The following is a 13,489-nucleotide window of genomic DNA, read 5'->3' on the forward strand; positions in this document are numbered from 1 at the left end:
GCAGGTGTCGGACGAGCAGCAGACGGCGGACGTGACCGGTGACCTCGTGGCCCGCTGGCAGCGTTTCGAGCAGGTCTTCAGCCAGAACGGGTACGACGGCGGGGCGCCACTACCCGGATCCATCCCCGCGAGTGTGTCGGAGCCGACACACGGGCTGCTCGAGATCGCCGGGACCACGCGGCCGGACGTCGTGGTCACCGCCCCGCACGCGACCAACCACGAGCGCGTCGGGACCACAAAGGTTGCCGACCGAGGGACCGGCGGACTCGCTGTCCTGCTCGGTGAGCTCACTGGCTGCACGGTGCTGGTGGCGTCGACGACACCTGGTGACGCGAACTACGACGAGGAGCATCCGTTCAAGGAGCGCCTGGCCGCGTTGCGACCGTCGGTCGTCATCGACCTGCACGGCATGCGGACCCGCGCGGCGTCCGACGTCGACCTGGGAACCGGCTCCGGTCCGGTCCCGTCCGGTGTCGTCGCCGCCCTGGACAACAGCGACTTGCGTGTCACCACCAACGAGGTGTTCGACGCGATGCGGCCGACGACCGTGACGTCCTTCGCACAGACGCTCGGTGTCGCGGCGGTCCAGGTGGAGATCGGCGCCCACCTGCGGCTGCCGACCGGCACGCCCGGCGCGCTCGCCCAGCTCGTCTCCGCCCTGGTCACCGCGGTCGAGCACGCGGCCGCCCCCAGCACTCCCCAAACGTCCGGCTTCACGGTGGTGCCCGTCAAGATCCCCGCCGGGCTCCCGACCGCCGTCGTGCATCCGGACGTGCTGTCCGGCATCAACGGTCCGGTGCCCGTCACCGTCGTCGTGGACGACCGGACCACCGTCGCCTGGGCGTGGAGCGCGGCCGCCGAGGGGATACCCGAGGACGCCCGTGGCCTCTCCCCCGAAGAGATCGGTGTGGGTCGGCGGCTGAGCGAAGCCGTCGGCAACGCCCCGTCGCTCTCGGTGCGAGTGCCGCCGGTCGTACCGCTGCGAACCATGGCCGCACTGGCCCACGACATGCCTGGTGCCGACGAGGTCCAGGTCAACGCCGCGGACCTGGCATCGGGCACCTATCTTCTGGTCCTGGATGGTGTCACCGCCTGGGTAAGGGCCGTGGCTCGCACCCACGTTCGGCCAGGAAGCGTCCGGCTCGCCTACCAGCTTCGTCTCCTCATCGCGTCGGACGGCGCTGCGGACACCACGCTCGTCGCACTCGTCGCAGCTCCTCCCCAGCTGATTCGGCACGGAACACCGGCCACGCGGTTTCAACGTGCCGGCGGAGCCGTCGACCACGCGATGGAACACCTCTGGCGCTCGCTCTTCCGCGCACCGGAGTTCTCGGCCCGCGTGGTCCAGGCGCATGCCGGAGACGACGGGGCGCCTGTCGTCACCCTGCACCCGGCGGTGTTCGACCGCATCGGTATCGGATCCGGTCAGCAGGTGCTGGTCCGGTGGGGAGGCCGCGAGGTCGCCGCACTCGCCGTCGCCGACCACGACCCGCCGGCGACCGGACTACCGCCCGTCTCGATCAAGAGGGTGCAGCGCGTCAACCGGCTCTGGCCGCACCTGCCTGAGGGGATGTCGCCGCACGTGGTGGTCCGCATGTCAGCACACCTCCGCGCCGAGCTGGGCGCACCGGTAGCCACGGTGGTCACCGTGCGGCGTCAGCTGCGGCCGGTCCTGGTCCGGAACCTCAACTCCCTGGTCGTGCCGCTCGCCAGCCTCGTTCTCGCCGGCGCGGCGCTGCCCGACCCGCACTGGCCCGCACTGGGTCTCGGCACCGTGCTGATGTCGGTGTTCGCACTGGCCCGGCTGCGCATACCGCGCCCGCGCAGCCGCGCGCGCGTGGACCAGAACTGGGTGGAGCAGATGTCCGAGCGATCCGCTCCCGATGGTCCCGAGACCGCCCGAGGCGGTGAGAAGGTAGGCGGGTGACTGCCCAGCACCTTCCCGGAGACGCGCCCTTCTTCGAGGAGTGGAGCACCAAGCAGCCCGGCGCCCGCCGGTCCCTGGAGCGTGCCCGTGCCGTGGGCCAGGTCATGGGCACCTGGGACCGCACGCCGCCGGTCCTCGTCGTCGTCGGCTCCAAGGGCAAGGGGACCACGGCTGTGCACACGGCCGCGACGTTGTCCGCGGCCCTCATCAGGAGCGGCCACCCGGCGCACGTCGGGCTCGTCACCTCGCCCGGCCTACGGACGAACCGCGAACGGATGCGGTTCGACGGCCTGGCCATCTCGGAGGAGGAATACGAGCAGGTCGCACAGCGCCTCGCCGGCGCCCGAGCATCCGTCGCGCCGACAGACGGCGGGTACCTGTCGCCCACCGGTGCATTCACGATCGCTGGTGCTGCCTGGGCAGCGGCTCGGGGGTCCGATGTCCTCGTGCTGGAGGAAGGGCTCGGCGGACGGTCTGACGAGGTGAGCCTGTTCGAACCGCGCGTGGTTGCCGTGACGAAGGTGTTCTACGAGCATGGCGAGCTGCTTGGCCCCACGCTGGACGACGTGGCGCGGGACCTGCTCGGCGTCGTCCGACCGTCCACCCGGACGATCGTCACGGTGCCGCAGGACGCCGAGGTGACCGCGATCATCGAGGAGACCGCCGCGACGTTCGGGGCAGAGCTGGTGACCGTGACGGCAGATCGGCCGACGAGGGCTCCGGCCGGCCTGGCACCGATCACCCGGCTGAACGCCGCGACCGGGGAATCTGCGGGCCGAGCGCTGGCTTCGGCTCTCGGATGGCAGGTCGACGACGACCGGGCCAGCGCCGCGCTGGCGACCGTGCAAGTGCCCGGCCGATTGAGCCGGCATCGAGTGGGCGACGTACCGGTGATGGTCGATGGAGCGATCTCGCCCGAAGGCGTAGCGGCCACGGTGGCGGAGTACCGCCGGTGGCACGGCCGCCTGGACACCGTGGTGGCCAGCTTCCCCGACACCAAGGACGTCGAAGCGTGCTTCGCCGAACTGCGCGGCTTCCAGCGAGTGATCCCGGCGCGAGCGGACGACTACCTGAGGTTCACCAAGGCGGCGGCCCTCTGGAGCGAGGCGCTGGACGCGCGGACTGCGCTCGCACTGGGTGTCGGGTCAGCACGCAGCGACGACGGCGGGTGCCTGATCATCGGGACCCAGTCGTACGTGGGGATCGCGCTGGATGTCCTGGGCGCGGAAACCGAGAGGGCGTTCGGCCTGTCCTCGGGCTGATGACACCCCGCGAGCGATCTTTCATAAGTACAGTTATGATAACTACGCTTATGAAAGAGGGACGATGGCACAGCTGAACCGCCCAGCCGAGATGTTCGACCGGGACCGCGAGTGGTCCGCCCTCTCGGCGTTCGCCCAGGACTCGAGCCCTGGCGCCGCCCTGGGGATCGTCAGCGGCCGTCGACGTCAGGGAAAGACCTTTCTGCTCCGGGCCCTGTGCGAGGCAGCGGGCGGTTTCTACTTCGCGGCGGAAGAGGCAACCGACACCGAGTCCCTGAATGCCTTGGGGGCCGCGCTCGCTCGCCACCTCGATGCGCCGGCACCGCTGCACTTCACGGACTGGGGCGCCGTGATCGACGCGCTGCTCGCCCTCGGTCGGGAGCGAGCTGTCCCCGTGGTCCTCGACGAGTTCCCGTACCTGGCCCGTGCCAGCCCACGGTTGCCGTCGGTCATCCAGAATGCTCTCGCGCCGCTGCGCCCGGAACGCGATCAGAGCCGCACCCGCTTGCTGTTGTGCGGGTCGGCCATGTCGTTCATGGGGCGACTGCTGGGTGGAGGAGCGCCGCTACGTGGTCGCGCGGCGCTGGAACTCGTGGTTCCAACTCTCGACCACCAGCTCGCCGCTCAGTTCTGGGGCATCGACGACCCGGTCACCGCTCTCAAGGTCAACGCGATCGTGGGCGGCACGCCCGCCTATCGACGTGAGTTCGTCCGCGACGACACACCACAGGGCCCCGACGACTTCGACCCCTGGGTCCTGCGCACAGTGCTTTCACCGACGAGTCCGCTGTTCCGCGAGGCCAGATACCTGCTCGCGGACGAGCCGGACCTGCGCGATACCGCGCTCTACCACTCGATGCTCGCGGCGATCGCCTCAGGCAACACGACCCGAGGCCACATCGCGTCGTACATGGGCCGCAAGGCCGGCGACCTCGCCCATCCGCTGACCGTGCTCGAGGACTGCGGGCTGGTACTCCGCGAGCCGGACAGCTTCCGCGACAACCGGACCAACTTTCGAATCTCGGAACCCCTCATCACGTTCCACCACGCGGTCATGCGGCCGATCTGGTCGGACCTGGAGCACACGCGCGATGCCACCCGGCTCTGGAGGGGGGCGCAGCGCCGCTTCACCGGCAACGTCCTCGGCCCGCACCTGGAACGTGTCGCCCGCCACTGGCTACGGCACATGGCCCCGGAGGACTTGTTGTCCGACCTGCCCAGCAGTGTCAGCTCCGGGACAGTCAACGATCCCGCTCACCGTACGAGCCACGAGGTCGACGTGGTCGCCTTCGGCCTCGACGACGACGGGTCTCGCCCACTTCTCGCCCTCGGTGAGGTGAAGTGGGGAGATGTGATGGGGCACGGGCACGTCGACCGGCTCGCACGAATCCGGGAGCTGCTCGCCGTTCAAGGTCGGTCCGGCGCGGCGGACGCGCGACTGCTTTGCATCAGCGCCGCCGGGTTCACTGACGAGTTGCGTGAGCGGGCCGCGAAGGATCCCGCCATCCGGCTAATCAGCGCCGGAGACCTCTACACCTGAAGACCGTCAGCCGACAGACTGCCGTCCGAGCCGAGGCTCGCACAGCAATGCCGGCCCATCCGGCCCCCCGTCTCCCGCCGGCTCTGCGGTTCATGACCTCCAGCCGGCAATGGGCAGCGACGGCAGGCCCCGCACCGTCGGCATCCAGGTCGGGTCACTGGGTGATGACCTGGGCCTCGCCCATGACGATGTTGGTGCTGTTGGTCAGGTTCACCGGGATGGTGCCGGACTGGCCGATGCCCTCCCACTCCACGGTCCAGTACGACATCGCGGTGACCTCGTACTCGCCCTGCTTCGTGTAGCGGTGGCCGCAGTCAGGGGAATCAGCGATGTCGTACCGGTCCTCATACGGGGTACCCGGACCGACGCACGTGACCGTGTTCCCGTCTCCCATGTCCCACACCGTCTTGTCCACGTTCGCCGTGGCCGTCACCGTGTGTCCACCGGCCGACGCCGACGCCGTCATCGGACCAAACGTGGTCGGACCGGGCTCGTTCACCCACATCCACTGCGGCATCCCCACGATCCCGACGCTGCCGGGCTCGTCCTCGGGAACTATGCCGATCTCGATCGGCTGCAGCTGCATCTGATCAACCGCACGCTGTGCGAGGACCGCAGGGTCGGGCGCACCAGGTAGAGACGGCACCCACTGCGTGATCGCGACAGCGCACGTCGAGTTCCCCATGGGGTCAGCGTCCTGCTCGCATGGCGGGGTACACGTGACGATCAGCCCGTCCTCGTTTCCCTGCCAGATCGCGGAGGCCTTCGGCGGCTCCGGGTCGAGGGCTTTCACGTAGCAGCCGCCGTCCCACGCCCCGTCGTCCGAGGTACATGGGATCTTGTCGCCTTGATAGGTACAGACCGGCTTCCTACCGCCGTCGGGTTTGCTCACCGGGGTGGCACCGCCGGGCTTGCCAACCGTCTCGATCGTGGTGATGATGTTGCCGCTTCGACCATCGGCTCCGACACCGCTGCCCTGACCAGGGTCGGCCGTCGGCGTGGAGGCCGTCCCGAACACGGCGTTTGCGGCCGGGGCACCGGTGAAGAAGATCAAGATGGCCGCCGTAAGAGCCGTTACGGTTCGGCGCATGTCAACACTTCTTTCCGGTAGACGTGTTCCCGTTGACAGACCAGATGCCGTCTTGCTTCTGGCCTTGCATCACCACCTTCATAAGCACGCGATCCAGGCCGCCCTTTTGGAGAACTGAATCTCCGTCCGGGTTGACGACGTCGTAGTTGCTGTTGTCGGCGCACACCCTCATGTGCACACGGTGACCGGTGACATCCTTTTTGCGCGGGTCACCCTCGTACCTGGTCACCTCGACAAATTCGAAACTTACATCGCCGGTCTCCTTGAGCTTCTGATCGGCGTACTGCTCCCAGAACGACTGCTGCTCCTTCCGAAGTTCGGTGGTGCCGAGGTACCCACCCTCGATGAGATCCCAGAACGGGTTCCCGCCCTTCTTTGCGTATTTACTGGAGATGTTCTGGAACTCGACGTAGCGCTGCTTGGCCTCAGCGACGTTCTTCGCCTTGGCAGCCTCGGCCGGGTTCTCCGGTGTCGGCGACACGGACGGCGACGGCGGGGTCGTCGGGGTCGGTGAAGCCGACTGCGAGACCGACGCCTCGGGGGCCGCCTCCGTGTCGACCTGGCAGCCAGACAGGCCGAGCGTCAGCGCCACGGCAACGGCGGCGCCCAACACGGCGGGACGGGACCTACGGAACATGCGGAAGTCTCCTCGGTAAAGGTCAGGGGCGCGCAGCGAGAACAAGTCCGGCTCAGTCGTTCCCAGGCGAGCCGCGTCCTCACACTGCCTCCGGATCCAGACCCGAACCAGGAACGTCCCCGACACCAACCAGCGTCACGCAATTCCCGGGGCCCAGTCCTTGCAGAATCACCGGATCCTAGCGTGGACCGCCGGAAATCACCCGGAAAGCCGCCAAGACGCCCGCGGCATCACCTGAGGAGGTGGATTCTTGGCCTGCTGGACGCTATGACCTGCAGCAGACCCCGAACCTGGCCGGGGCCGATGCCCTCGCCGCGGTCGACTCGGGACCAGTTCACCTGCTCACCGCACATCACACATCGTGTTGCGGGATTTCACCCCCTGAAGAACGATGACTTCGCGGCGCCAGCAGGCGGTGCTCCGGGTTCGTCATGGGGAAGCGGCAGCATGAGGCGAAACAGCAGGGTCGGGCGCGCAGTTCTCGTGGGGACCATGGCGTTGATCGCGGCGCTCACTGTTCCAGCGGCGGCCGGCACCACCGCCGTCGGGCAACCGGAGACGAACAGGACCGAGCAGAGCCCCGCGGAGATCCGCACAGCCAGAGCAGAGGTCCGCACACCCAGAGCGGAGGTCCGCGCAGCCAGACAGGCTGCCGTCGACCGTGCCGCCGGTGCCGCAACGGCCCTCGCAGAGGTCCCGGGCTATACAGGTGTGGCCGTCGACTACGAGGCCGCGAAGGTGACCGTCTCCTGGAAGGGCACCGCGCCGCCCGCGGTCAACGCCCTGGCGGAACGTGTTCCCGACGGCGTGGTGGTCGAGACCAGGCGGACGGCGCTCAGCGCCGCCGACCTGCACGCCGCAAGCACCCGGCTGCTGGACAGCCAGCGCGCGGCAACGGCACCCCTTACGGTGCTCACCGTCTTGCCGGCCGAAGACTACGCGGGGCTGGTCGTCGAGATCAGCGGTGGCCCGGCCGCCCCGGGCGCGGACGCCCTGGACCAGCGGCTCGAGCGTGTGGCGGGCGTGCCGGTGCAGCTCCAGAGGATCCATAACGTCGTCGAGTCCACCGCGGGCAGCCGCCGCGACGACCGGGCGCCGTGGCACGCCGGCGGGGCGATCGCGGCCCCCGACGGTACCGACTACTGCACGACCGGCTTCTCGATAGTGACCGGGGCGGGCGACCACCGGATCGTCACCGCGGCGCACTGCAACAAGCAGGTGGGCGACCAGGTCCTCGACGGTGTGGGACAGCCGCTGGGCACGATCACCCACCGGGCCCCCGAGGTCGACGCCCAGCTCATCGACCCTGTCGGCGAACCCGAGACGGCGGGTGCCGTCCTGGGCGGTCCGTGGAACGCGACCCCCGCCCATGAGCGCTACCGGTTTCCGGTCGCCACCGTGCAACGGCCGGCTGTCGGGCAGCACATCTGCAGCTCCGGTGCGGTCACAGGAGAGCACTGCTCGACGATCCGCGCCACGGAGATCGCGTGGACCTGCGGCAAGGAGACGTGCCACGGGTTCCGGGCGAGCCGCGACGACGCCGACGTCGTGGTGGGCGGAGGCGACAGCGGCGGGCCGATGTACACGGTCATCGACGGCAAGGCCCACGCCCGCGGGATGATCGACGGCGGCTCGAATCGCCGCAGCTGCGGCGAGACGTCCGTGTCGACCCAGTGCTTCTCCTACGTCTACGGCATCCCGATGGTCGACATCCTGAACTACTGGGACGCCCGCATCGACAGCTGATGACGGTCGGCGGCCCACGGCCGTGGTCCGGCTCGAGAACGACCTCGGGTACCGATTCGCGCCGGAATCGGTACCCGAGGTCGTTCTTGAAGCGGACCCGATCAGGACCTGGTGACCGACACCTTGCGCTCGGCTCCAGCCGTCACCGTGAACGACGTCGCCAGCGTCTCGCGCGACACCAGCTCGCGGTGCTCCTCGACAGCGGCGACCCACTCGGCCGGCACCGTCAGGTCGAGCGCGATCCGGTCGGCGACCTGCAGGCCGGCGGCCTTGCGCGCGTCCTGCACGTCGCGGACGACGTCGCGGGCGTAGCCCTCGGCGCGCAGCGCGTCGTCGAGCGCGAGGTCGAGCACCACGAAACCGCCGCCCGACAGCACGGCGGCCGCGACCTCGGCCGACTCCGCCGACTCGCCGCCCACCACCGTCGTCAGCTCGTACTCCGTCTCGAGCAGCTCAACGGGGCCGCCGTCCGTGGCGACCACGACGACGCCGGCGGGGCTCGTGGACCAGGCACCCGACTTCGCCGCCTTGATCACTGCCTGCACCCCGCGACCGAGCCGCGGACCAGCGGCCCGCGCGTTGACCGCGAGCCGCTCCATGATGCCGAACTCGGCAGCCACCTCGGGCGAGAACGCCACGAGACGGACCTCCTTGACGTTCAGCTCGGTCTCCAGCAGCCCGGTGAACGGCGCGACGCCGCCCGGGTCCGCCACTGCCACGACGAGCGACCGCAGCGGCTGCCGCACGCGCAGCTTGTTCGCCTTGCGCAGCGCCAGCGTCTGCGACACCACCGCGCGCGCGGACTCGACGGCGGCGACCAGCGCGTCGTCGGACACGAGGGTCTCGCCCACGTACCCCGGGGACCCGGCCGACCCGGCCAGCGACGGCCAGTCCGCGAGGTGCACCGAGCGCTCACCGGTCAGGCCGCGCCAGACCTCCTCGGTGAGCAGCGGCGCCAGCGGCGCCATGACCCGGCACAGCACCTCGAGCGCCGTCGACAGGGTGTCGAACGCGTCGGCGTCCTCGGCCCAGAACCGGTCCCGCTGCGTGCGCACGTACCAGTTGGTCAGGGCGTCGAGGTACTGGCGCACGGTGTCGCACGCGCCCGCGATGTCGTAGGTGTCGAGCTGCTGGGTCACGTCGGCGACCAGCCCGCGCGTGCGCGCCAGCAGGTAGCGGTCCATGACGGGCAGCCCGGCGACACGCTCCGCCGTGAGCGGCCGCGCGTCGTACCCTCCACCGGCGGACGCCGCGTTGGCGTACAGCGTGAAGAAGTAGTACGTGCTCCACAGCGGCAGCAACACCTGGCGAACGGCGTCGCGGATGCCCTCCTCGGTGACCACGAGGTTGCCGCCGCGCAGGATGGGCGACGCCATGAGGAACCAGCGCATCGCGTCGGACCCGTCCCGGTCGAAGACCTCGTTCACGTCCGGGTAGTTCTTCAGCGACTTGCTCATCTTGCGGCCGTCGGAACCCAGCACGATGCCGTGCGAGACGGCCGTCTTGAACGCCGGCCGGTCGAACAGCGCCGTGGACAGCACGTGCATCATGTAGAACCAGCCACGCGTCTGGCCGATGTACTCAACGATGAAGTCGCCGGGGAAGTGGTGCTCGAACCAGTCCGAGTTCTCGAACGGGTAGTGCACCTGGCCGTACGGCATGGAACCGGAGTCGAACCAGACGTCCAGCACGTCCTCGACGCGGCGCATCGTGGACCGCCCGGTCGGGTCGTCCGGGTTGGGCCGTGTGAGCTCGTCGACGAACGGACGGTGCAGGTTCGGCTGCCCGTCCTTGTCGAGCGGCAGCCGCCCGAAGTCGCGCTCCAGCTCCGCGAACGACCCGTACACGTCGATGCGCGGGTACTCCGGGTCGTCGCTCTTCCAGACCGGGACGGGCGAGCCCCAGAAGCGGTTGCGCGTGATGGACCAGTCGCGCGCGTTCTCCAGCCACTTGCCGAACTGGCCGTCCTTGATGTGCTCGGGCACCCAGGTGATCTCCTGGTTCAGTTCGCCCATGCGGTCCTTGATCTTGGTGACCTCGACGAACCACGAGGACACGCCCATGTAGATCAGCGGCTGGCGGCAGCGCCAGCAGTGCGGGTAGGAGTGCGCGTACTGCTCGCGGCGCAGCAGCACCGTGCCCGACGTCGTCCGCCCCGCCTCGTCGTCGGCCATCCCGCGCGTGCGGGCCTTGAGGTGGTCGATGATCGGCGCGTTCGCGTCGAAGACCTGCAGCCCGGCGTACTCCTCGACGGGGAACGTGAAGCGGCCGTCCGCCCCCACGGGGATGACGGGCTCCACGCCCTCGCGGTCGCTGACCTGCTTGTCCTCCTCACCGAAGGCGCCGGCGTTGTGCACGAGGCCCGTACCGTCGGTGGTGGTGACGAAGTCTGCCTCGACCACGCGGTGCGCGCCCTCGTGGCCCGCGAAATACGAGAAGGGCGGGGCGTAGGCGGCGCCCAGCAGGTCGCTGCCCTTGAGCCGCCCGACGACGTTCGGCGCCAGCCGCTCGCCGTCAGGGCCCTCGTCGCCAAGCTCGCGCGCGTAGGCCTCCACGCGCGCCTCGGCGAGCACGTACCGCTGCGGGGTGCCGGTGAACGACGACTCGACGATCGCGTAGTCGACGTCGGGCCCCACCATGACGAGCAGGTTGGAGGGCAGGGTCCACGGCGTCGTGGTCCAGATCAGCAGGTGGTCGCCGACGCGGACCGTGTCGGCCCCCTCCGGGACGGTGGTCACCGGGAACCCGACGGTCACGGCCGGGTCCTGCCGCTGCTGGTACACGTCGTCGTCCATGCGCAGCTCGTGGTTGCTCAGCGGCGTCTGGTCGTTCCAGCAGTAGGGCAGGACGCGGAAGCCCTCGTAGATGAGCCCCTTGTCGAACAGTGACTTGAACGCCCAGGCCACGCTCTCCATGAACGTGGGGTCCAGGGTCTTGTAGTCACCCTCGAAGTCCACCCAGCGGGCCTGGCGCGTCACGTACGTGCGCCACTCGTCGGTGTACTTGAGCACGCTGGAACGGCAGGCCTCGTTGAACTTGTCGATGCCGAGCTCGACGATCTCGTCCTTGGTCTTGATCCCGAGCTGGCTCATGGCCTCCAGCTCGGCCGGCAGACCGTGCGTGTCCCAGCCGAAGCGGCGCTCGACGCGCCGGCCGCGCATCGTCCGGTAGCGCGGCACGACGTCCTTCGCGTACCCGGTCAGCAGGTGACCGTAGTGCGGCAGGCCGTTCGCGAACGGCGGGCCGTCGTAGAAGACGAACTCGTTGCTGCCGTTCTCGCCGGCCGGTCGGGCCTCGACGGACGCGCGGAACGTGTCGTCCTTCTCCCAGTACGCAAGGATGTCGCGCTCGAGATCGGGCAGGCTGGGCGACGCGGGTACGGTGCCCTCGGCGTCGCTGGGACGGTGCAGCGGATAGGCCATGGTTCTTCTGGCTCCTGGCGGTTCAGCGTTCGGCAGCAGGTGGACTTCGGTGTTGCTCTGCTGCGAGGACGCCGCACCTGGGTGCGCCGCGGTACCACCCCGCTTGCCGCTCGCTTCCACGCGCGGCCGCTCGTTGACGGCTGTGACGGGCCTACCCGTCCGGTTCTACTGAGGTTCCCGCTGCCCGACGGCGGTGGGTTGACCTGTTCTTCCGGAGGCTCACCGGTGATGGCCGGGTCGATGCCTGTGGACCAATCGTACCGGGCGACGGCAACCGGAAAAGTCCGCCGTGCAACCTGATCGCACCCGGTGTGCGTCCTGATGACATGAACGCAATCAGCCAAGCGACCGGCCCGCCGTCCGGCGCGGCCCTCGGCGCCACCATGGTCGACACGGCGTGGCAGGCCGGACCGGACCCGGACCCGGACAGCGGTCGTGCCGCCGAGCCAGGGTTCGCCGTGGTCCGCACCGGCCTGTCCACCGAGGAGCAGTTCCGGCGCTTCGCCGTCGACAGCACCGCCGCTCTGCATCGCATCGCCTACCTGCTGTGCGGCGACGACCACCGCGCCCATGACCTCACCCAGATCGCGCTGGAGCGGACCTACCGGCACTGGTCGCGGCTCAAGGACGGCAACCCGTTCGCGTACGCCCGCCGGGTGCTGGCCACTGCTCGGATCGACGGCTGGCGGCGCACGCGCCGCGAGGTCCTGCAGTCACCCGAGGACGTCGCGGTCGCCCAGGAGGCAAGACGCTCCCCCGCCGTCGACAGCGGGGCGCAGGTCGCCGAGCGGGAACGCCTGGTGCGTGCCCTACGCCGCCTCGGGCCCGGCCAGCGCCGTGTGGTGGTGCTGCGCCATCTGCTCGACCGGTCGGAAGCCGATGTCGCCGAGGAGCTCGGCGTGAGCATCGGCACCGTGAAGTCGCAAGGCGCACGCGGCCTCGCCCGCCTGCGCGACCTGCTTTCGGAAGGACAGGACGCATGACCAGGGACAGTCGCTCCACCCTCGAGCCCGTCGACGAGAGCTGGGTGGCGCACCTGCGCGACCTCAGCTCCGCAGTCGAGCCGCCCACCTCCGCCAACCCGCACGTCATGTCCCGCGTGGCGATCCGCCGCACGCGCACGCGCCGGGCGGCCATCGCGACCGGCGGCGGCGTGCTGACGGTCGCGGCCGTCGCAGGCGCCGCCTTCGCCCTCGGCGGCCCGACGGTGCCGCGCGTGCTCCTCCCCGGCGGGTCGCCGCCGGCCGCCTCGACCACTTCGGCGGACCCGGCGTCCGGCACGACGTCGGAGGTGCCCGCCGGCTGGCACGTGCACGAGCTGGAGGGCTTTACCTACGCCCTGCCGCCCGAGATCGTCACCAGCGGCCCGGTCCAGGACGAGCCCGGCGTGACGTCCGACATGTGGCACAGCAGCGAGGACCCGGACGCCCCGCCGTTCCTCCGGATGGCCTACTACGCGGAGGGCTCCGACTCGCCGGCCTGGCCGGACGTCGCGTCGAAGCCCGACGGCGACGAGTTCGACCTGTCGGGGGCAGAGCGCGCCACCGTGACGGATGCCGCAGCCATGGCCGCGGGCGCGCCCGAGCGCACGGAGGTGCCCCAGTCGTGGAAGGGGCCCGCCATGCTGGTCATCGAGCGCGCCGACGGCCCGGGTGCGTACGTCATCAACCTGAACCTGCCCACCGAGGGCAGCAAGGAGTTCGTGGAAGAGTTCCGGGCCACGCTGAGCCTGAGCTGACGCCGTCCGGCGGGCCTGCGCGGCCGCCGCCGCCGATGACCATGCACTTGCTGCCAGGAATGGCCCGATCTTGGCAGCAAGCGCATGGTCATCTTCACCCTGTGGATAACAAACGGCATCAACAGAC

The 13,489-nt window shown here is 69.8% G+C and carries 9 protein-coding genes; 6 read left to right on the forward strand and 3 right to left on the reverse strand.

What is annotated here, in order from left to right; all coding sequences use genetic code 11:
* The first annotated feature begins 4 nt into the window (after positions 1 to 4).
* The 3 genes from APR04_RS09505 to APR04_RS09515 all read left to right on the forward strand — a co-directional run bounded on the left by APR04_RS09505 (position 5) and on the right by APR04_RS09515 (position 4,729).
* A complete protein-coding gene (locus APR04_RS09505) occupies positions 5 to 1,927 on the forward strand; it encodes a hypothetical protein (protein ID WP_253869483.1) in 1,923 nt (640 codons plus the stop codon).
* Entirely contained in the window at positions 1,924 to 3,189 is a 1,266-nt protein-coding gene (locus APR04_RS09510) for a folylpolyglutamate synthase/dihydrofolate synthase family protein (protein ID WP_253869484.1), read from the forward strand. The genes APR04_RS09505 and APR04_RS09510 overlap by 4 nt, the downstream gene beginning before the upstream one ends.
* A gap of 64 nt (positions 3,190 to 3,253) precedes the next feature.
* Positions 3,254 to 4,729 (forward strand): AAA family ATPase, encoded by a 1,476-nt coding sequence (locus APR04_RS09515; protein ID WP_253869485.1) that lies wholly within the window; start codon positions 3,254 to 3,256, stop codon positions 4,727 to 4,729.
* A 154-nt stretch (positions 4,730 to 4,883) separates the two neighbouring features.
* Here the strand turns inward: APR04_RS09515 and APR04_RS09520 are convergent, their stop codons facing one another.
* Positions 4,884 to 5,819 (reverse strand): hypothetical protein, encoded by a 936-nt coding sequence (locus APR04_RS09520; protein WP_253869486.1) that lies wholly within the window; start codon positions 5,817 to 5,819, stop codon positions 4,884 to 4,886.
* 1 nt (position 5,820) lies between these two features.
* Positions 5,821 to 6,456 carry a hypothetical protein gene (locus APR04_RS09525; protein WP_253869487.1) on the reverse strand — a complete coding sequence of 212 codons (636 nt, stop codon included), beginning with the start codon at positions 6,454 to 6,456 and terminating at the stop codon, positions 5,821 to 5,823.
* Positions 6,457 to 6,948: 492 nt separating this feature from the next.
* Between APR04_RS09525 and APR04_RS09530 the strand changes: the two genes are divergently transcribed.
* Entirely contained in the window at positions 6,949 to 8,202 is a 1,254-nt protein-coding gene (locus APR04_RS09530; RefSeq protein ID WP_253869488.1) for a chymotrypsin family serine protease, read from the forward strand.
* A 101-nt stretch (positions 8,203 to 8,303) separates the two neighbouring features.
* On the opposite strand, the gene ileS is transcribed toward APR04_RS09530, so the two are convergent.
* Entirely contained in the window at positions 8,304 to 11,624 is a 3,321-nt protein-coding gene (gene ileS, locus APR04_RS09535) for an isoleucine--tRNA ligase (protein ID WP_253869490.1), read from the reverse strand.
* Positions 11,625 to 11,950: 326 nt separating this feature from the next.
* On the opposite strand from ileS, the gene APR04_RS09540 reads away from it, so the two are divergent.
* The gene (locus tag APR04_RS09540; protein WP_253869492.1) at positions 11,951 to 12,607 is read left to right on the forward strand and encodes a SigE family RNA polymerase sigma factor; all 657 of its coding nucleotides are present in this window, start codon (positions 11,951 to 11,953) and stop codon (positions 12,605 to 12,607) included.
* A complete protein-coding gene (locus tag APR04_RS09545) occupies positions 12,604 to 13,362 on the forward strand; it encodes a hypothetical protein (RefSeq protein ID WP_253869494.1) in 759 nt (252 codons plus the stop codon). Before APR04_RS09540 ends, APR04_RS09545 begins: the two co-directional genes overlap by 4 nt.
* The last annotated feature ends 127 nt before the right edge of the window (positions 13,363 to 13,489 follow it).

The organism is Promicromonospora umidemergens, assembly GCF_024171995.1.
GTDB lineage: Bacteria > Actinomycetota > Actinomycetes > Actinomycetales > Cellulomonadaceae > Promicromonospora > Promicromonospora umidemergens.

What these genes read in the sequence shown, in the direction of transcription:
- APR04_RS09515 (WP_253869485.1), top strand. Translation starts at nt 3,254, where the DNA reads ATGGCACAGCTGAACCGCCCAGCCGAGATGTTCGACCGGGACCGCGAG.
- APR04_RS09520 (WP_253869486.1), bottom strand. Translation starts at nt 5,819, where the DNA reads ATGCGCCGAACCGTAACGGCTCTTACGGCGGCCATCTTGATCTTCTTC.
- APR04_RS09525 (WP_253869487.1), bottom strand. Translation starts at nt 6,456, where the DNA reads ATGTTCCGTAGGTCCCGTCCCGCCGTGTTGGGCGCCGCCGTTGCCGTG.
- APR04_RS09530 (WP_253869488.1), top strand. Translation starts at nt 6,949, where the DNA reads ATGGCGTTGATCGCGGCGCTCACTGTTCCAGCGGCGGCCGGCACCACC.
- ileS (WP_253869490.1), bottom strand. Translation starts at nt 11,624, where the DNA reads ATGGCCTATCCGCTGCACCGTCCCAGCGACGCCGAGGGCACCGTACCC.
- APR04_RS09540 (WP_253869492.1), top strand. Translation starts at nt 11,951, where the DNA reads ATGAACGCAATCAGCCAAGCGACCGGCCCGCCGTCCGGCGCGGCCCTC.
- APR04_RS09545 (WP_253869494.1), top strand. Translation starts at nt 12,604, where the DNA reads ATGACCAGGGACAGTCGCTCCACCCTCGAGCCCGTCGACGAGAGCTGG.